Origin of the sequence: Mesorhizobium sp. M1334 (genome assembly GCF_040317995.1) — a bacterium.
In the GTDB taxonomy this organism is placed as follows: domain Bacteria; phylum Pseudomonadota; class Alphaproteobacteria; order Rhizobiales; family Rhizobiaceae; genus Mesorhizobium.
Genome location: NZ_JAMYLM010000037.1, coordinates 19,611 through 37,804 on the forward strand (window position 1 = coordinate 19,611; position 18,194 = coordinate 37,804).

At 61.6% G+C, this 18,194-nt stretch carries 23 protein-coding genes and 2 pseudogenes; 17 read left to right on the forward strand and 8 right to left on the reverse strand.

Annotated elements, in window-relative coordinates:
* The first annotated feature begins 38 nt into the window (after positions 1 to 38).
* On the forward strand, positions 39 to 512 hold the full coding sequence (locus NKH17_RS31300) for a hypothetical protein (RefSeq protein ID WP_352806739.1): 474 nt from the start codon (positions 39 to 41) through the stop codon (positions 510 to 512).
* 51 nt (positions 513 to 563) lie between these two features.
* Here NKH17_RS31300 and NKH17_RS31305 read toward each other — a convergent pair whose 3' ends face one another.
* Positions 564 to 1,112, reverse strand: a complete 549-nt coding sequence (locus NKH17_RS31305) for a hypothetical protein (RefSeq protein ID WP_352806736.1) — start codon at positions 1,110 to 1,112, stop codon at positions 564 to 566.
* Between the two features lie 16 nt (positions 1,113 to 1,128).
* Here NKH17_RS31305 and NKH17_RS31310 point away from each other — a divergent pair, with 16 nt between their 5' ends.
* From NKH17_RS31310 to NKH17_RS31365, 12 genes and pseudogenes are all read left to right on the forward strand, one after another.
* A complete protein-coding gene (locus NKH17_RS31310) occupies positions 1,129 to 1,332 on the forward strand; it encodes a hypothetical protein (protein WP_352806733.1) in 204 nt (67 codons plus the stop codon).
* Between the two features lie 155 nt (positions 1,333 to 1,487).
* On the forward strand, positions 1,488 to 1,844 hold the full coding sequence (locus NKH17_RS31315; RefSeq protein WP_352448884.1) for a hypothetical protein: 357 nt from the start codon (positions 1,488 to 1,490) through the stop codon (positions 1,842 to 1,844).
* 123 nt (positions 1,845 to 1,967) lie between these two features.
* Complete coding sequence (locus NKH17_RS31320) at positions 1,968 to 2,888, forward strand: DMT family transporter (protein WP_352806730.1); 921 nt, start codon at positions 1,968 to 1,970, stop codon at positions 2,886 to 2,888.
* 65 nt (positions 2,889 to 2,953) lie between these two features.
* On the forward strand, positions 2,954 to 3,583 hold the full coding sequence (mobA, locus tag NKH17_RS31325; RefSeq protein WP_352478875.1) for a molybdenum cofactor guanylyltransferase MobA: 630 nt from the start codon (positions 2,954 to 2,956) through the stop codon (positions 3,581 to 3,583).
* Entirely contained in the window at positions 3,580 to 4,089 is a 510-nt protein-coding gene (gene mobB / locus NKH17_RS31330) for a molybdopterin-guanine dinucleotide biosynthesis protein B (protein ID WP_352645712.1), read from the forward strand. Before mobA ends, mobB begins: the two co-directional genes overlap by 4 nt.
* A gap of 212 nt (positions 4,090 to 4,301) precedes the next feature.
* Positions 4,302 to 5,084: an ABC transporter substrate-binding protein gene (locus NKH17_RS31335; protein WP_352898892.1), complete on the forward strand. Its 783-nt coding sequence runs from the start codon at positions 4,302 to 4,304 to the stop codon at positions 5,082 to 5,084.
* A gap of 118 nt (positions 5,085 to 5,202) precedes the next feature.
* The gene (locus NKH17_RS31340; RefSeq protein WP_254817256.1) at positions 5,203 to 5,916 is read left to right on the forward strand and encodes an ABC transporter permease; all 714 of its coding nucleotides are present in this window, start codon (positions 5,203 to 5,205) and stop codon (positions 5,914 to 5,916) included.
* Entirely contained in the window at positions 5,913 to 6,740 is an 828-nt protein-coding gene (locus NKH17_RS31345; RefSeq protein WP_254817257.1) for an ABC transporter permease, read from the forward strand. Before NKH17_RS31340 ends, NKH17_RS31345 begins: the two co-directional genes overlap by 4 nt.
* A 58-nt stretch (positions 6,741 to 6,798) precedes the next feature.
* Positions 6,799 to 7,674 (forward strand): annotated as a pseudogene (locus NKH17_RS31350) (NAD(P)-dependent oxidoreductase); the annotation flags it as partial.
* 9 nt (positions 7,675 to 7,683) lie between these two features.
* The gene (locus NKH17_RS31355) at positions 7,684 to 8,388 is read left to right on the forward strand and encodes a DNA alkylation repair protein (protein WP_352898895.1); all 705 of its coding nucleotides are present in this window, start codon (positions 7,684 to 7,686) and stop codon (positions 8,386 to 8,388) included.
* Positions 8,348 to 8,929, forward strand: coding sequence for a GNAT family N-acetyltransferase (locus NKH17_RS31360; RefSeq protein ID WP_352898898.1), 582 nt, complete (start codon positions 8,348 to 8,350; stop codon positions 8,927 to 8,929). Before NKH17_RS31355 ends, NKH17_RS31360 begins: the two co-directional genes overlap by 41 nt.
* Positions 8,930 to 8,997: 68 nt before the next feature.
* On the forward strand, positions 8,998 to 9,570 hold the full coding sequence (locus tag NKH17_RS31365; protein ID WP_352898901.1) for a DUF3299 domain-containing protein: 573 nt from the start codon (positions 8,998 to 9,000) through the stop codon (positions 9,568 to 9,570).
* An 11-nt stretch (positions 9,571 to 9,581) separates the two neighbouring features.
* On the opposite strand, the gene NKH17_RS31370 is transcribed toward NKH17_RS31365, so the two are convergent.
* The 4 genes from NKH17_RS31370 to NKH17_RS31385 all read right to left on the reverse strand — a co-directional run bounded on the left by NKH17_RS31370 (position 9,582) and on the right by NKH17_RS31385 (position 12,177).
* Positions 9,582 to 10,073, reverse strand: a complete 492-nt coding sequence (locus NKH17_RS31370) for an Lrp/AsnC family transcriptional regulator (protein ID WP_006333679.1) — start codon at positions 10,071 to 10,073, stop codon at positions 9,582 to 9,584.
* A gap of 196 nt (positions 10,074 to 10,269) precedes the next feature.
* Positions 10,270 to 10,887: a uracil-DNA glycosylase family protein gene (locus tag NKH17_RS31375; protein WP_502894268.1), complete on the reverse strand. Its 618-nt coding sequence runs from the start codon at positions 10,885 to 10,887 to the stop codon at positions 10,270 to 10,272.
* A gap of 13 nt (positions 10,888 to 10,900) precedes the next feature.
* The gene (locus NKH17_RS31380) at positions 10,901 to 11,512 is read right to left on the reverse strand and encodes a glutathione S-transferase (RefSeq protein WP_352478881.1); all 612 of its coding nucleotides are present in this window, start codon (positions 11,510 to 11,512) and stop codon (positions 10,901 to 10,903) included.
* 41 nt (positions 11,513 to 11,553) lie between these two features.
* Entirely contained in the window at positions 11,554 to 12,177 is a 624-nt protein-coding gene (locus tag NKH17_RS31385) for a thermonuclease family protein (protein WP_352801605.1), read from the reverse strand.
* Between the two features lie 75 nt (positions 12,178 to 12,252).
* Between NKH17_RS31385 and NKH17_RS31390 the strand changes: the two genes are divergently transcribed.
* On the forward strand, positions 12,253 to 13,767 hold the full coding sequence (locus NKH17_RS31390; RefSeq protein ID WP_352478883.1) for a sensor histidine kinase: 1,515 nt from the start codon (positions 12,253 to 12,255) through the stop codon (positions 13,765 to 13,767).
* A 4-nt stretch (positions 13,768 to 13,771) separates the two neighbouring features.
* Here the strand turns inward: NKH17_RS31390 and NKH17_RS31395 are convergent, their stop codons facing one another.
* Complete coding sequence (locus tag NKH17_RS31395) at positions 13,772 to 14,770, reverse strand: nicotinate-nucleotide--dimethylbenzimidazole phosphoribosyltransferase (RefSeq protein ID WP_254817266.1); 999 nt, start codon at positions 14,768 to 14,770, stop codon at positions 13,772 to 13,774.
* 174 nt (positions 14,771 to 14,944) lie between these two features.
* Between NKH17_RS31395 and NKH17_RS31400 the strand changes: the two genes are divergently transcribed.
* Together NKH17_RS31400 and NKH17_RS31405 are read left to right on the forward strand one after the other, a co-directional pair.
* A complete protein-coding gene (locus NKH17_RS31400) occupies positions 14,945 to 15,178 on the forward strand; it encodes a DUF1289 domain-containing protein (protein WP_031193575.1) in 234 nt (77 codons plus the stop codon).
* Positions 15,179 to 15,191: 13 nt separating this feature from the next.
* Positions 15,192 to 15,896, forward strand: a complete 705-nt coding sequence (locus tag NKH17_RS31405) for a TIGR02281 family clan AA aspartic protease (RefSeq protein ID WP_352801607.1) — start codon at positions 15,192 to 15,194, stop codon at positions 15,894 to 15,896.
* Positions 15,897 to 15,902: 6 nt separating this feature from the next.
* Here NKH17_RS31405 and dusA read toward each other — a convergent pair whose 3' ends face one another.
* Positions 15,903 to 16,889, reverse strand: coding sequence for a tRNA dihydrouridine(20/20a) synthase DusA (dusA, locus tag NKH17_RS31410; protein WP_352806719.1), 987 nt, complete (start codon positions 16,887 to 16,889; stop codon positions 15,903 to 15,905).
* Positions 16,890 to 17,206: 317 nt separating this feature from the next.
* Here dusA and NKH17_RS31415 point away from each other — a divergent pair.
* A pseudogene (locus tag NKH17_RS31415) lies at positions 17,207 to 17,386 on the forward strand (ATP-binding cassette domain-containing protein); the annotation flags it as partial.
* 572 nt (positions 17,387 to 17,958) lie between these two features.
* Here the strand turns inward: NKH17_RS31415 and NKH17_RS31420 are convergent.
* Positions 17,959 to 18,194, reverse strand: a 236-nt coding sequence (locus NKH17_RS31420) for a transposase (protein WP_352973294.1), incomplete at its 5' end; no start/stop codon positions are given.

Consider the following 18,194-nt stretch of genomic DNA (forward strand, 5'->3'; position numbering starts at 1 on the left):
GCAAGAACAACCGCCTTGGTATCAGCGCGAGGCAAGGCGTGCAGCGGTTTCTTGTAGTCCTGACGTTTTTCGGAGTGATGGCGGGGACCGTGGCAGTTGCCGCGTCACTTACCTATACGAACGAGCGCTTCGGTACCGTCTGCACCTTTCCGGATGAAATCTTCACTCTTCGCCAGCCTGAGCCGGATAATGGCGATGGACAACAGTGGCTCACTGCTGATGGCGCCAGCCTGATCTGTTCAGGCATTCTCAATGTCGATGATGACACCCCGACAGCCTTCGTCTCCGCCGAGAGGGCCAGCAAGGAACCTGGCTACAGGATCACCTACAGCAAGACCGGCAAGGACTGGGCGGTGCTGTCGGGCATCAAAGGCGGGAACATCTTCTACGAACGCCGCCTGTTCGGAAAAGACGGTGTCATCCGCACGGTCTGGATCGACTACCCGCGAGCCCTGAAATCGAAATACGACCCGCTCGTCGATGCGATCGCCGGTAGCCTCAAGGGACCGTGAGCATCCGGCAACGTCAGAACTTATTCGCAGCCTATTGTTTTTGCTTGCGAGTCACGGTTGTTGGCGCGTGTAGTCGTATCGTACGGCAAGCCATTGTTTGCCGCTGCCATTGGCCTGGAGGAAGTGTTGCTCGGCCACTTCGTGATTGTCGCCGTCCCTGGAAATGATGAAATCGGAGGCCGTAAATCGCCCTTCGACCTCGGGCCCGAAGCCGACGAAACCAAGCGGCTCGAAAAGCAGTGAAATCTTGCCGTCCTCCTCGCCACCAAAACTCCAGGCAGGCATGATCCCTGCCGGGAAACGGGTGTCCATGGAGACATACTTCCAGCGGCCCTCCACCCGGTCATAGCTCAAATAGGCTATCCGCTGGAAGTCCGGGATTTTCGACCCGGGCGCCGGGCGCATCACCTCCTGCATGAAGGGGCCGATCATCGTACGTTCGGCCACCAGCCCGGTCATCAGGATCGGCTGCGCACCGGGGGTTGGCCAGATCGTGTTGACGACGTTCCATTTCCCGATGCGGCGAGCGAGCTCATTCGCTTCGTGACCCGGCGTGGACATCCGTTCGACTGCCGACGCCGAAGCGCCGTTCTCGGCCAACGCAGGCGCTATCGCCATGAAGATGACCGCCAGTGCAGAAGAGAACCGGAAAGCCGACGAAACGTGCCGCCTGCTGCCTGTGCCAAGCCTGGCCGCATTGCCTCGTGCATTCGTCATGGACCACGTCCCCGGACAAGATCAGAAGCCTACAATGACCAATTTGGCGACTCTTGCCGAGCAAATTGATCTCGTCGAGAATTTTCCTCGAGCGGCAGTGTGATCGATTTGCTATCCGAACCGAATCTTTAAAAGGGCACCTTTCGGGGTCACACCCAGAAAAGGTCTTGTCCGCAAACGGTCACCGGATTTACCGCAAGCCCATTCGGGCCTAGCCTCTGCTCTGGAGCGGTTCTTCGCCCAGTGGGGGAATACGATATGCGCAAACTCATTCTTTCTCTTGCATTGCTCAGCCTCGCGGCCCTGCCCGCGGCGGCCCAGTCGATCGGCGGCACCTATGCCGTGGCCGGCACCAATTTCGATGGGTCGTCTTATGGTGGCGACGCGACGATCACGCTGACCAGCGAGACGACCTGCACGATCCATTGGGAGACAGGCGGCTCGTCCTCGGACGGCATCTGCATGCGCAACGACGATGCCTTCTCCGCCGGCTATGTCATGGGCAAGGCGGTCGGTCTTGTCGTCTACAAGGTGCAGGACGACGGCTCGCTGCGTGGCCTGTGGACGATTGCCGGCAAGGAAGGCAACGGCACCGAGGTACTGACGCCCAAATAAGCCCTGCCGCTCTTGCGCGACAGATGTTACGGGCCATGGAAAGGCTGTGGCCCAGCCCTTTGACGTTGCTGTTTTGCGGGTGCCTGCTAGACGCTTGCTGCAGGACTCACCCGGTAATCTGCCTTGCCTCTTTCGCCAAACCTGCGCGGCGCGTTGTTCATGATGGTGGCCATGGCTGGTTTCACCGTCAACGACGCTATCACTAAATTCTCGTCGGAATCGATGAACATGGCGCAGGTCATGCTGATCCGCGGCGCCTTCGCTTCGCTTTTCGTTGGCCTGCTTGCGTGGCAACGCGGCGCGCTTGCCCGGCCAGGTTCGATGCTGCAGCCGACCGTTGCGCTGCGCGTTGCCAGCGAGGCCGGCGCCACGGTGTCGTTCCTGGTTGCTCTGGCGCATCTTCCGATCGCCAATGTCTCCGCCGTGCTGCAGGCGCTGCCGCTGGCGGTGACGATGGGCGCAGCGCTTGTGTTCAACGAGGGCGTCGGCTGGCGGCGCTGGCTGGCTATTGCCGTCGGTTTTGCCGGCGTGCTGATCATCGTGCGGCCGGGCTTCGAAGGGTTCAGCGTCTTTTCTCTGCTGGCGCTGGCCAGCGTGGCATGCTGTGCGGTGCGCGATCTCGCCACCAAGCGGATACCGCAGGCAATTCCGACATTGCTGGTGTCGAGCGCCACCGCCCTTGCCATGACGTTTCTGGGCGCGGCATTGCTTTCACCGATGGGCGGTTGGACACCGATGACAGGACAAAGCACGGCGTTTCTGGCGCTGGCGGCAGTGCTCGTGCTCATCGGCTACCACTTCATCATCACGGCGATGCGGGTGGGCGATATCTCCTTCATCGCGCCGTTCCGTTACACCGCCCTGCTCTGGTCGATCCTGCTTGGCTTCACGATCTTCGGCGATGTCCCGGATCTGCCGATGATCGTCGGTGCCACGATCATCATCGCCTCAGGCCTCTATGCACTCTACCGCGAACGGATCGTCGGCCGGCGAAAAACAGCCGCCGAAAGCACTGGACCGGACATGGCGCCGGACGGCATATAGGATGACTGTCGACGACTGTCCGATTTGAAAACTGGATTTTGGTCATTGGGTCTAGGCAGCAAACGATGGGCCGACATATCGCAGGGATCATTCTGGCCGGCGGCCGATCGAGCCGGATGGGTGGCGGCGACAAGACCCTGCTTGCGCTTGGCGACGGCACCTTGCTCGACCGTGTCGTTTCGCGCCTTGGCCCGCAGGTCGGCCCGCTTGCGCTAAACGCCAATGGCGATCCGACACGATTTGCCGCGACGGGGCTTCCGGTGCTTGCCGACACCGTCAAAGGTTATGCCGGGCCGCTTGCCGGGATACTGACCGGCCTCGAATGGGCTTCCGACACGGCCTGCCAGGCGCTGGTCACGGCTGCCGGCGATACGCCTTTCCTGCCCAAGGACATGGTCGAGCGGCTGCTCGCGGCAGCCTATGCGCGCCCGGGCTCTATCGCGGTCTCCTGTTCCGGCGGAAAACGGCATCCGACCTTTGCACTCTGGCCGCTAGGGTTAGATCAGGCCTTGCGACAATTTCTCGTCGAGGAAGACAACCGGCGCGTTGCGGCGTTCATCGACCGGCACGGTTTTGTCGAGGTGGAATTTCCCATCCTGAAATCCGGCGGAGCCGAGATCGATCCGTTCTTCAACATCAACACTCCCGACGACCTTGCCCAGGCCGCGCATCTGTTGCAGAGCATCGAGCCATGAAAAGACGTATCTTTGGCATCACCGGCTGGAAGAACTCCGGCAAGACGACATTGACCGAAAAGCTGGTGGCCGAGCTCGTCCGGCGCGGCTGGAAAGTGTCGACGGTAAAACACGCCCATCATGATTTCGACATCGACAAACCCGGAGCGGACAGCTTTCGCCACCGGCAGGCGGGAGCGATGGAGGTCGCGGTCGTGTCGGGCAGGCGCTGGGCGCTGATGCACGAATTGCGCGGCGAGGACGAGCCGACGCTGGACGCGATCCTGTCACGGCTGGCACCCTCCGATATCGTGCTGGTCGAGGGTTACAAGCGCGAGGCGCACAAGAAAATCGAGACGCGACGGCTCGAGGCCAAGGACCGGACACCGCTCTCTGCAGCCGATCCACACATTGTCGCCATCGCCTCCGACTTCCACATTGTCGGCGAAGACCTGCCGGCCTTCGATCTCGACGACACGAATTCGATAGCTGACTTCATCGAGCGCGCCACCGGCCTGACGCGCTGAGATCGCGGCCGCAGGGGGTTCCGGCCACTTTCTCTCCATTTAGGCGTTTGACCCAGCGTCACCGTTTTCTGAACATGACCTTCCCTCAAGCGACGGTTTTTGCAGTTGCTTTTTCTTGGGAAACAATGGGAGTATCGCGCCAGCGGGCGGTCAAAAGCACCGCCCACAGAGCCGTTCGGGAACGACGGCCGGGACCAACAGAGAGGACCATTATGCGTATTGCACTGCGTATCGCGCTCGCCGCTTCGGCTGCGCTGCTGACGCTTGGCGTTGCCCAGGCCCAGGAAAAAACCTTGAGGATCGGTACCGAGGGAGCGTATCCGCCATTCAACAACCTCACCGCCGACGGCCAACTCGTGGGCTTTGATATCGACATCGCCAAGGCGCTGTGCGACGAGATGAAGGTGAAGTGCACCTTCGTCGCGCAGGACTGGGACGGCATCATTCCAGCCCTTCAGGCAGGCAAGTTCGACGCCATTGTCGCGTCGATGTCGATCACGCCGGAACGCGCCGAGAAGGTCGACTTCACCCACAAATATTACAATACGCCGCCGGCGATCGCCGCGCCCAAGGACACCGACATCAAGGGTGTCACCAAGGAAGATTTGGCCGGCAAGACGATCGGCGTGCAGGCGTCCACCACGCATTTCAACTATTCGACCAAGACTTATACCGAAAGCACCGTCAAGCCGTACCCGACCGCACAGGAATACCAGCTCGATCTGGCCAATGGTCGGCTCGATGCCGCCAATGACGACGTCGTCGTGCTGCAGCAATGGCTGGATTCGCCGGACGGCGCCTGCTGCAAGCTGGTCGGCACAATCAAGCCGGTTATCGAAATCCACGGTCCGGGCGCCGGCATTGCCGTGCGCAAGGGCGAGACCGACCTCGTCAACCAGTTCAATGCGGCGATCGACGCCATCCGCGCAAACGGAAAGTACAAGGAAATCAACGACAAATACTTCAAATATGATGTTTATGGCGGCGAGTCCTGATCGACCGACATAGGAGGACGTGAACGGCGGGAGATTCCCGCCGTTCTTATAAGGTTGCCGCGCACCAGGGGTGATGCGGTACGGGTCTCAAAGAGCCTAAAGGAGAACAGGCAGGCGGATGCAGAGCGCACTGACGCTTCTCAGTTGGGGACCCGAAGGCTGGCTCGACGATATCGCTGCGGGTGTATTTGTTACGGTATGTCTTGCGCTGGCCACTCTGCCCTTCGGGCTGACGCTCGGCTTTTTCGTGGCGCTGGCCAAACAGTCGGAAGAGCCGTCGCTGAGACTGGCCGGGAACATCTACACCACGATTTTTCGCGGAATACCCGAGCTGCTCACGCTGTTTCTGATCTTCTTCGGCATCCCATTGATCCTGCAGTACTTTGTCCGGCTGGTGAGCCCCGGAACGTCCGCCGACGTCAACAGCTTCGTCGCCGGTATGATCGCGCTGTGCTTCATTTTTTCCTCTTATTCCAGCGAGGTGTTTTTATCCGCGTTCCGCGCCATTCCAAAAGGGCAATATGAGGGAGGCTATTCGGTTGGCCTGTCCAGCGGCCAGACTATGCGGCTGATCGTGCTGCCGCAGTTGATCCGCATCGCGTTGCCCGGACTTGCCAATCTCTGGCTTATCCTGCTCAAGGACACCGCCCTCGTCTCGGCCGTCGGCCTCAACGAGATCCTCCGCCAGAGCGGGGTTGCCGCTCGCGTCACCAAGCACGCGTTCCTGTTTTACGGTTTTGCCGGCCTGATCTATCTCCTGCTGGCGATCGTCTCCTCCTTCGGCATCAACGCGATCGAACGAGCGGTCGGCGGCAGCGAGGTCAAGAGATGAGCCTTGCCACCGACGCGCTGAAGGTCGACCGGCCGCCGCCGCCCGCACGCGGCTGGTCGCGCCAACGCATCCTCGGCCATGTCCTGGTCGGCCTGTGGATCGCTCTCGGCATTGGCATGGTCGTCTACCTAGTCGCTGCGTGGAACCCGGAGTTCTTCCAGAAATATGCACCCGGTTACATATCCGGCCTCGGCATCACCCTGTTGCTGGTTGCCATCTCGATTGTGCTTGGCGCGATCCTGTCGGTACCGATCGCCTATGCACGCATGTCGAAGAACCCGATCCTTTCGGGGTTCGCCTATGCCTATGTCTATTTCTTTCGCGGCACGCCGCTGTTGGCGCAGACCTTCCTGGTCTACTACGGGGTCGGCTCCTTCCGGCCGGAGCTCGAGATGGTCGGACTATGGGGCTTCTTCCGCGAAGCGTTCAACTGCGCGATCTTCGCCTTTTCGCTGAATACGGCCGCGTACCAGGCCGAGATCTTGCGTGGCGCGATCGAGAGCGTGCCGCGGGGCCAATGGGAAGGTGCCGCCTCGCTCGGCCTGCATAAACTACAGACGATGTGGAAAATCATCCTGCCACAGGCGCTGATTGTGGCGCTGCGCCCCTATGGCAACGAGATCATCCTGATGATCAAGGGCTCGGCGATCGTCGCCATCATCACGGTCTACGATTTGATGGGCATCACCCGGCTCACCTATGCGCGCACCTTCGACTTTCAGTCGTATATCTGGGCGGCGATCATCTATCTGGTCATCGTTGAAACACTGCGCCACGGCGTCGAGTGGATCGAACGGCGCATCACCATCCATCTGCACCGCTGACTCCCATCGCCTTGCCTGATCCGGTAAGAAGACCGCAAAGCAGGCTTCTAAGGGATTCGAAAACATGGCTTCGGTGGCATTTCTCGGTCTTGGCGTCATGGGCTATCCGATGGCCGGGCATCTCAAGAACAAGGGTGGTCACGACGTCACCGTCTACAACCGCACCAGGGCGAAGGCCGAGCAGTGGGTTGCCCAGTATGGCGGCAGCCTCGCCGCGACGCCAGCCGAGGCGGCCGAGGGCAAGGATTTCGTCTTTTCCTGCGTCGGCAATGACGACGACCTGCGCTCGGTGACGACCGGCGCCCGAGGCGCCTTCAATTCCATGAAGAAAGGCGCCATCTTCGTCGACAACACCACGGCATCGGCCGAGGTCGCGCGCGAACTGGCGCAGCAGGCGCAAGCGCTCGGGTTTTCGTTCCTCGACGCCCCGGTCTCCGGCGGTCAGGCAGGCGCCGAGAACGGCATGCTGACCGTGATGATCGGCGGCGAGCCCGACGCCTTCGACAGGGCGAAGCCTGTCATAGATGCTTATGCCCGCATGGTCGGATTGATGGGACCGGCCGGGGCTGGCCAGCTCACCAAGATGATCAACCAAATCTGCATCGCCGGCCTCGTTCAGGGCTTGGCCGAGGGCATTCATTTCGGCAAGAAGGCTGGGCTCCACATCGAAAAGGTCATAGAGGTGATTTCCAAGGGTGCGGCCGGTTCCTGGCAGATGGAGAACCGGCACAAGACGATGAATGCCGGCAAATATGATTTCGGCTTCGCCGTCGACTGGATGCGCAAGGATCTTGGCATCTGCCTCGCCGAGGCCGACCGCAACGGCGCCAAACTGCCGGTGACGGCACTCGTCGACCAGTTCTACAAGGACGTGCAGGCGATGGGCGGCAAGCGCTGGGACACGTCCTCGCTGCTGGCGCGGTTGGAGAAATAGGATTTCGCCGTGGCCGAGCTTTCGCGTCAATCCAGCGCCGATGAAATTGTCGCTCATCTGCGCTCGATCGCCTCGGAGGAAAATCGACTTGGCATGCTGCGCTACGGCATCAAGATCGAACGTGCGCTCGGTATCTCGCATGGCCTCCAGCGGCAGATTGCCAAGAAAATCAAGCGCAACCACGAGCGTGCCTTTGAGCTTTGGCAGACAGGCATCATGGAAGCGCAGTTCATCGCTTCCGTGACAGCCGATCCGGAGCGGTTCTCCGCCGCGGATGCAAGACGATGGGCGGCGACTTTCGACTCCTGGGATATCGTCGACGGGGTGTCCGATCTCTTTGTCGATACGGATTGCTGGAAGGAATTGATCGCCGAATTCGCGGTCGACGAACGGGAATTTGTTCGACGCACGGCTTTTGCGATGATGGCCTGGTCGGTGATCCACCGGAAGAAGGAACCCGAGACGACCTTCCTCGAATTCCTGCCGATCATCGAAGCGCATGCGACCGACGGCCGCAATTTTGTGAAGAAGGCCGTGAACTGGGCGCTTCGTTCGATCGGCAAGCGATCGGTGAATTTGCACGGCCCTGCCCTTGCCGTGGCGCTAAAACTGGCGGCCTCGACAGACAGGACTGCTCGCTGGATCGGCAAGGATGCCGTGAAGGAACTCTCCGATGCCAAGACGCTCGAACGGCTCGCCGCCAGAAAAGCTTGACCTGAGCGAAGTGCGCTTCACGGAGGTGACGCAATCGACGCGCGCCGATTTCGAAAACCTGTTCGAGCAACCCGGCGGGCCGAAATACTGCTGGTGTATGGCTTGGCGCAATCTCGACCGCCGCGAGCATGTCGAGAACGACGAGAAGAAACGCGCGATGATGGCGCTGATCGACGCCGGCACGCCGGTCGGCATTGTCGCCCAGTTCGATGGCCGGACCGTCGGCTGGTGCTCGGTCGCGCCGCGCGAGAGCTACCGCAAGTTGTCACGACAGCAGGACGACCGCGAGGCCGGGATCTGGTCGATCGTCTGCTTCTTTGTGCCGAGAGCGTTGCGCGGTGGCGGGCTGGCAAGCGCATTGCTTGATGCAGCCATCGATCACGCCTTTGCCAAAGGTGCCACGACGATCGAGGCTTTTCCGGTCGACCAGGCATCGCCGAGCTACAGCTTCATGGGTTTTCGTGACATGTTCGTCGCCCGCGGCTTTCGCGAGATCGGCATGACCGGCTCGCGCCGGCATGTCATGCGGCTTGAACGTTGACCTTGGCGACAGCGGCAGCTTTACTTGCTGGCATAGGCCGCAGATCAAGGCCCAGCAGTGGAGCAGGAATGAAAAACCGTCTCAAGTCAGGCGCGACGCTTGCAGCCGCAGTGTTCGTCTCTGTTCTCGCAGGCAACGCTTGCGCCGGGACGATGCATATTTTCTGGAAGGATCTGCGCCCGGCGAGCCAGGCAGCCGCCGAAAGCGTCGGGCTGCCGATGATCGCGGCCAAAATGCCGGATCATGGCGAAACGCTGTCACTCAACTTGCAGGACAAGACCGTACAACTCGCGGGCTATGCACTGCCGGTCGATCGCGACGGTGATCTCGTCTACCAATTCCTGCTGGTGCCCTGGACGGGGGCCTGCAGCCATATGCCGACGCCGCCGCCCAACCAGATCGTCCTCGTTACGCCTGCCCAACCCTACCGGATGTCTGAGGCCTACCAGCCGGTTTCGGTGACCGGCGCCTTGCAGCCGGGCATGGAGAAGAGTCAGCTTTTTATCCTTGACGGCGTAAGTGTCATCCAGTCGGGCTACGCTGTGCGCAAGGCCGAGGTGGTCGACGTCGGCACCGTGCCGGACACGATCACGCTGCCGGTCAACTCGCCCTGGACTTTCCTCAACAAAAAGAAAAACTAAGCAAAAGAATCTCAGGCGGCGTTGGCGCCGGACTCCTTGTCGAGCACCATGTAATCCAGCGGCATCTCGGTCGTGTATTTGATCTGCTCCATGGCGAAGGAAGACGACACGTCGCGGATCTCGATCTTGGCGATCAGCCGCTTGTAGAAGGCGTCGTAGGCGGCGATGTCGGGCACCACGACGCGCAAGAGATAGTCGACGTCGCCGCTCATGCGGTAAAATTCGACCACTTCGGGAAACTCCTGGATGACCTCCGAAAAGCGCCGCAGCCATTCATGGCTGTGCGAATTGGTGCGGATCGAGACGAACACCGTCACCCGCACATTGACCTTTTCATGATCGAGGATGGCAACGCGCCGCTTGATGACGCCCTCTTCCTCGAGCTTCTGGATGCGCCGCCAGCACGGCGTCGTCGACAGGCCGACCTTCTTGGCGACGTCGGCGACTGCAAGCGTCGCATCCTCCTGAAGGAGGCGGAGAATTTTTCTATCGAGGCGGTCCATTGGGTGCTCCCCTGATGCAAATCGTCAAAATGCGCGGCTTTGGCACAACGACATGCATGAAAACAAGAATTTAACGCGCGTCCCGTCATGCGACACGCTTCGAGGAATAGATTACCATATTCCCTCTTGCTCAAGCCTATTACAAGAAAGAAATTCTGTTGAATAGCGCAAAAGCGAGTGATTTCTTGCTGAACGCTTAGCCGAGGCGATAGCGGATTTCCGATCTCAGAAAGGGCAGCAAATCCATTTCAAACCATGGATTGCGCTTCAGCCAGCCGGTGTTGCGCCAGGACGGGTGCGGCAGCGGCACGATCTTCGGGTCAGTCGACGCTGCCCAGATGGCGCGCCAGTCCATGACTGTTTCTGTCAGCGAGGGACGGCGCGCCGCGCCCATATGCCAGCTTTGGGCGTAGGTGCCGATCGTCAGTACCAGATCGACTTGCGGCATCAGTGCCATCAGCAATGCGCGCCAGGCCGGCGCACATTCGCGGCGCGGCGGCAGGTCGGCGCCCTTGGCGTCCTGACCGGGAAAGCAAAAACCCATCGGCACGATGGCAAACTTGTCCGTATCATAGAATTCCTCGCTGCCGACACCCAGCCAGCTTCGCAGCCGGTCGCCGGAGGCGTCGGTGAACGGCATCCCTGTGATGTGGACCTTGGTACCCGGCGCCTGGCTGGCGATCAGGATGCGGGCGCTCGACGATGGCCGGAGCACCGGACGCGGCTGGTGCGGCAACGGCCTGCCGGCTGGCTTATCGACGCAGATGCGGCAGGCACGCACCCTCACCGCCAGGGCTTCCAACTGTTCGCTCATTTGGGACTCGTTATCAGGCGGCGGCACTCGGCCGGCTGGAGATTTCCCGATGCCAGCGCAGCACGTTGGTGCACTCTTCGGGTACCTTGATGCGAGCCGGCTTCATGAAATCGATGGCGACCAGCCCGGTGATGTCAGCGATCGAATAGGCATCGCCGGCGACGAATTCCCTGCCGGCGAGCTCAGTGTCCAGAAATCTCAGGAATTCGACCGCCTTCGGCTTGTTGGCCTCGCCCCATTCGGGGATCTGCGGGATCTCCCATTCCCTCATTGCGGGGTGGATGTGCCGGAAGGCCGCGGCGACGCAGCCGAACAAATTGAACTCCAGACGTCTTTGCCACATCTCGACGATTGCCTTGCCGAGCGCCCCATGCCCGAACAAAGCCGGCTCGGGGTGCAGTTCCTCGAAGTAACGACAGATTGCGACGGATTCGGTGATGATGGTGCCGTCATCGAGCTCGAGCACCGGCAGACGCTTCAGCGGATTGCGCGAGCTGACCGGCTGCTCTTTGTGCTCCAGCGCGCCCATGTCGACGGGCATCAGCGGAACCTGAAGTCCCTTTTCGGCCAGAAAAATCCGAACCCGACGTGGATTGGGCGCGCGCCCGCCGTCGAACAGCTTCATCTCCATCCTCCTCGTCCGTCCCGACGAACTATAGGCACAACTCACCAGAAGCGAAAAATTTCACGCAGGGCATCGCCGATCGACGCCAAGGCGCCGTGCTTTCTTTCGACCAGCTCATGGCCGTGGCTCTCGCGCCAGTTCTTCGGCTCGTCGAAAGTTCCGCCCCAGATGCCGGCTTTGCCCGCGCGCGCAGCAGCTTCCTCGGTCTCGAAATCGCCAAAGGCGACCGCCCAGCCGGCCTCGACCTGTGCGCGGTTGAGATCCTTGCCGCCGGCCTTGCAGTCGCCGAGCAGCCTGCCGTAGCGGTCGCGCTGCCAGCCGCTGCAGGAGACCGCTTTGCCGGCTATCAACCGCACCAGGGATTGCCGCGCGAGCTTGCCGCAAGGATAGTCGGCACCGTCCTTGCGGCAGATTTGCGAATATTCCGGCGCATCGATGCCACGCATGCGGATGCGCTCGCTGCCGAGCGTCATGCTATCGCCGTCATTGACGGTGGCCGCACCCTCCGTCTTGCGCGTCTCCACCCGGTCGAGGCGCGCCGCCAGGAGGATCAGCAGGCCCAGCACGATGAGTGTCAGCCCATAGTCCATCAGTCGGCGCCACAGGCTTCGCGGACGTGGCGCATAGTATCGCTGGCGCGGCCATCGCGACCACGAACGGCTCATATGGCAAACCGTTGGTTAATCATTCGAACGTAGCTTAACGATTTGAAATTGCTGCCCGCGTAAATTGAAGACTTCATGCCCCTGCAACGCTCGACCACGGCGGACAAGTTTATTGTGGACCGCAGGAAACGCCATCGCAACAGCGATGTCGCGCGCGCGGTGCGCAAGACGCGCGACCGTCTTTCGCAGCAAGCCGGAAATCCCGACTTCGACCGCGAGCTGTTGAAGCTCCACGCGCTTTCGATGACCGGCGGCGTGATCGTTATCCCGCTGCTCGTTCTGGCAACGGCCGCGGCAGGCTTGTTCGCGGGCCTCGGCAAGGAGATCGGCGTCTGGGCGCTGTTCACATTCATCTGCTATACCATCGTTGCGTTCATGGCCAGACGCGTCACGCAAGCGTCCGAGCTCAACCCGCTGGAGACGCACAGGGATTTCCTGATCGGCCATTTTCTTTGCGGGCTTGGCTGGGCCTGGTTCGCATGGCTTGGCTGCGAAGCTTGCCAAATCGACCAGTTCCAGGTCGCCAAGGCGGTGGTGCTGCTGCTCGCCATGTCGGCAACCGCGATCCTGGCATCGTCCCTTCGCGGTGCGCTGTTGGCGACCTTCGCCCTCCCGGTCGCCATCTATGCCTATGCCAGTGCAAAATTATGGATGCCGGTCGAAGTGATCATGGCCGGGTTGCTGATCTCGTCGCTGCCGTTCTTCGCCTATGTGGCGCGCCAGCTCAACCGTTCCTCGCTGATGCTGTTTTCGTTCCGCTCCGAAAAGGATGCGCTGATCGCCGAACTGGAGACGGCGAAATCGATGTCGGACGAGGCACGGCGGCGGGCGGAAGACGCCAATCTGGCGAAATCGCGTTTCCTGGCCTCGATGAGCCACGAATTGCGCACGCCGCTCAACGCCATTCTCGGCTTTTCCGAAGTGATGGCCAACGAGGTGCTCGGCCCGATGAGCAACCCGACATACCGCGACTATGCCCGTGACGTGCACGACTCCGGACAGCATCTGCTCGACCTGATCAACGAAATCCTCGACCTGTCGCGTATCGAAGCGGGCCGTTATCAGCTCAATGAGGAGCCGATGATGCTGCTTTCCGTCGTCGAGGATTGCTGCCACATGATGGAGTTGAAGGCGCGCAACAAGGACATCCGCATCGTCCAGGATTTCGAAAACGCCTTGCCGCGCCTGTTTGCCGACGAACGCGCGGTGCGGCAGATTGTGCTCAACCTCTTGTCCAATGCCATCAAGTTCACCGCGACCGGCGGCGAAATCCGCGTGCGCGTCGGCTGGACGGCGGGCGGCGGGCAATATCTCTCCGTCAAGGACAATGGGCCGGGCATACCGGAAGACGAGATTCCGATCGTGCTCTCGGCCTTCGGCCAGGGCTCGATCGCCATCAAGAGCGCCGAACAGGGTACAGGGCTTGGCCTGCCGATCGTGCAAGGCCTGCTGGCCATGCATGGCGGCGAATTCCAGCTCCATTCCCGGCTGCGCGAAGGCACCGAGGCGATCGCCATCTTCCCGCTGAGCCGGGTGATGGAGGAACTGCCGGCGCTGCCGACCAAGGCGGTTGCTTCGCGCCGGCGCTGAATGCTTAACCGCCGACCGCGGCTGCCATGCCGGAGCTGGTCAGCGCGGCCGCCTTGACCAGGCCGGCGGCAAGCGCCGCTCCTACCCCCTCGCCTTGACTGACGCCCAGATCGAGCAGCGGGCGAAGGCCGAGGCGCTCGGCGGCCTTGGCATGGCCAGGCTCCGGCGACAGGCTTGCGAGGAGACAGTGATCGAGCGCGGCGGGGTTGGCGGTATGTAGGACGCCAGCGGCCGCAGTCACCGCAAACCCGTCGAGCAGCACCGGGATCTTCTGCATCCGCGCCGCCAGAATGGCGCCGCAGATCGCTGCGAATTCCCGTCCACCGACCCGGCGCAGCGCTTCCAGCGGGTCCTTGAGGCTCGCGCCGTGAAACGCGACCGCGGCATCGACCACCTCCGCCTTGCGCCTTTGCATCGCTGCGTCGGCCCCTGATCCGGGACCGACCCAGTCGGCGCCGGTGCCGCCGAACAGTGCGGTGCAAAGGGCCGCGGCGACAGTCGAATTGCCGACACCGAGGTCGCCAAGGCAAAGCAGGTCGGTGCCGCCGGCAATCGCCTCCATGCCGAAGGCCATGGTGGCGGCGCAACCGCGCTCGTCCAGTGCCGCATCCTCGGTGATGTCGGCTGTCGGAATGTGCAGAGCCAGATCGAACACCTTCAAGCCGAGATCGTTGGCGATGCAGATCTGGTTGATCGCTGCACCGCCGGCGGCGCAGAGCTCGACTGCATTTGCCGTAGCGGCGGCGGGGCGCGGCGAAATACCGTGGCGGGTGACGCCATGATTGCCGGCAAAGATCGCCACCAATGGTCGAGTCACCGCCGGCGGCGCGCGACCGCTCCAGCCGGCGAGCCAGGCGGCGATGTCCTCGATGCGGCCAAGCGAGCCTTCGGGCTTGTCTGCCTTGGCAAACAACTGGCGAACGCGGGTGTTGGCAGCCATATCTGCCGGCGGCAGGCTCACCAGGAGGTCGCGAAAATCGTCGAAAGGCAGTGCGCTGGTCATGTCGATGGCAATCGTCCTTGTGAATTGGTGAGCGGCATAGCCGCCTTGGCGGGCCGGCACAACCTCGGCAAAACTTCGAGGTATTGACGCGAACGCACCCGTTGGCGGCGCATCCCGGAGGGCTTGCATTGACTTTGTCGTTGCACCATGTGGAGGCTAGCCAAGGAAATTCTTATGACGGCCATTGAATCCCCGTGCATCTTGGTCTGCTCGATCGACATGAAAACCGGCTTCTGTTTCGGTTGCGGCCGCACGCGCGAGGAAATCGCAGCCTGGATCGACATGACCCCGCAAACCCGCCGCAGCGTCATGGCCGAGCTGCCGGCAAGGCTGGAAACGGTCGAGCGACGCCCCCGCCGGGAAACCCGTCGCAGCCGCATGGCACGCGAACGCGACGCCCTCTCGTGAACCGGCCGCACAGATGAACCGACTGCTGTGGATTCTGATCGTCGCGATCGGGGCAGGTGTACTCCTGCTCATGCTCCACGATTCCGCCGGCAGTACATTCGGCATTGAGAATTACGATTTCAGCCAGTTGATCTGGCTTGGCGCCTTAGCGGCACTCGTCGGCGCCGGCCTGCTCAGATCGGGCAGGCCGTTGGGCACCATGGCCCGCAGCCTCGGCGCCTGGGGCGCCATCGTGCTGGCGCTGATCGCCGGCTATCAGTACCGCTATGAGTTGCAGGATTTCGCCAGCCGCGTCACCGCCGGCCTTGTTCCCGGCAGTCCGCTGGCGCTGGGCGTGGAAGAAGGCCATGCCACCGTCACCCTGGACAAGGCCGGCAGCGGCCATTTCGAAGCGCGCGTCACGATCAACGGCACGCCGATCCTGACGGTTGTCGATACCGGCGCGACCAGCACAGTGCTGACCGCCGAGGACGCTCTGGCGGCCGGGTTCAATTCGGCGGCTCTCCACTTCACCATCCCGATCTCGACCGCCAACGGCATGACGCGCGCAGCGGCGGTGCGAAGCGACGAACTGTCGATCGGCGGCATCGTGCGCAAGGACATGCCCATCATGATCGCCGCACCCGGCACCCTCGGTCAGAGCCTGCTCGGCATGAATTTCATTAGCTCGCTGTCGGGTTTCGACGTGCGCGGCGACCGCATGATCTTGCGGGATTGAGTTCGCTCAGGCCGCCTCTGCGGTCCTGCCGAAATCGACCTCGGCGAAGGCTGACTTCAGCACCTCCGGTCCGGCACCCGGCCGTGTCGCCTCGGTGGAGAGGATCTGCCGGTAGCGGCGTGCACCGGGCAGGCCGTGAAACAGCCCGACCATGTGCCGGGTGACATGCCCGAGCCGTCCACCCTGTTCGATATGGCGTGCCGCATAGTTCGCCATGGCGTCGATCAGCGCGGCAAAGTCGAACGACTCAGCCGTGCTGCCGTAAAACGCGGCATCGATGCCGGTCAGTATCCCTGGCGTGTGATAGGCGGCGCGGCCGAGCATGGCGCCATCGACATGGTCGAGATGCGTCAGCGCCTCTGCGAGAGATTGAATGCCCCCGTTGATGCCGATGAATTTGTTTTGTTTTCTGGCTTTCAGCCGATAGACGCGGTCATAGTCGAGCGGTGGGATGTCACGATTTTCCTTTGGGCTCAGTCCTTCCAGCCAGGCCTTGCGGGCGTGCACCCACAGCGCGTCGGCGCCGGTCGCGAAAACACCATCGGCCAATGCATCGAGCGCCGGTTCCGGATCCTGCTCATCGACGCCGATGCGGCACTTGACGGTAACCGGTATTTTCACCGCCGCCTTCATCGCCGCAACGCAATCTGCGACGAGCACAGGCGCCTTCATCAGGCAGGCTCCGAAGGTGCCCGACTGGACGCGGTCGGACGGGCAGCCGACATTGAGGTTGATTTCATCATAGCCGAAGGCTTCGCCGATGCGCGCCGCCTCGGCCAGCTTTCCCGGATCGGCGCCGCCGAGTTGCAGCGCCACCGGATGTTCGCTGTCGTCGAAGCCAAGCAGGCGCTCGCGTGCGCCGTGGATGACCGCATCGGCCACCACCATCTCGGTGTAGAGCAGCGCCTCGCGCGTCAGCTGGCGATGGAAGAACCGACAGTGCCGGTCCGTCCAGTCCATCATGGGCGCCACGGCAACTTTGTGGCGTAACATATTCATTTTTCTAGTTTCTCTGTCTCAATCCGTCCGACACTCCGTTCGAATGACAGAGCAATTTGGCAAGAGATACAACACCTAACTAACGCGATATACGATTTTGCCGCCGCAACTGAAAGCAAATTGGCATGTCACAATGTCACTGTACGCACCAGTTAGATGCCTGCCGTGGAACGATGCACCGCCGGCGGCATACCAGTCAGCCAAGGCGAAGCGTGTTGCGGGCGATCTGCCACGCGTTCGACATGCCGCCGCGCCGCCGCCTCGTCCGGCTTGCGCGACCGGATTGCATCCATGATTTCGGTCATTCGGCGATCGCCGGCTTTCAGGACCCGACTTCCGGCGATGTCTTGCTGGAAGGAAAATCACTGCTTGCAGTGCCTTCGCACAAGCGCAACATCGGCATGGTGTTCCAACGCTACACGCTGTTTCCGCATCTGACGGTGGCCGAAAACGTCGCTTTTCCGCTGCGGGTTCGCCGCCGGCCGGACGCTTCGCAGCGATGGAGGCGTGCTTAGGATAAGTTGTGGTTCGGTCCATCATCAGCTTCGGTCGGCAAGCGCGTAACGTGTTCGACACACCGGCTGCTGATTGGATGGCGGGGGTAGCTCCTGTATCCATTGACAGTCGTCATGCTCGGTTGGAAGATGAAGAAGGTCAGCGGCGATAGCCATACGGGAAGGCAATGGTCCAACCGCCAGATACCGGACACCATCCTGGCAGCGTCGTCGCGGTCATCGTCATTTGTTTGATCATCGTTGCTTTGTTCTTCATAGGCTTCAGATACTCAAGGCCGGGCCAGGGTACTCTCGTTATTCCTGGCGGTGCGCAGCAGCAACCGTGAATCCGCCCCTTGGCGCGCGCTGATGCGGAGCCGTTCTCGGGCTGCCAAAAGTAGCCGGCGGGACTGGGGGACGCAGCAGAATGGTCCGGCGCTTCGCAGCCGGTCTTTTTGCTCCCGCCGCGGCATTCCTTTCCCACCTAAACAACCAAGCCTGGCCGGTGTGAGGTCGACCATGCCGGGACACGACGAGCCCTCATCTCCAGGCACTAGAGCGTCGGACGTTCATGTGAGTCCATATCCTGCGGCAGAGAAGTAGTTTCTGCATTCTGTTGGGGAGAAGAGATTGCAGATATCGCCAATGGCCTGCCACAGGGAGTCGATGGTTCTGATGGCCTTTGCGCGCAGATGCGCTTTAAGCTTGGCGAAGGCCATTTCGATCGGGTTGAGATCGGGGCTGTAGGGCGGCAGGAAGAGCAGCCATGCGCCTCTGGCCCGGATGGCTGCCTCGGCGGCCGGAC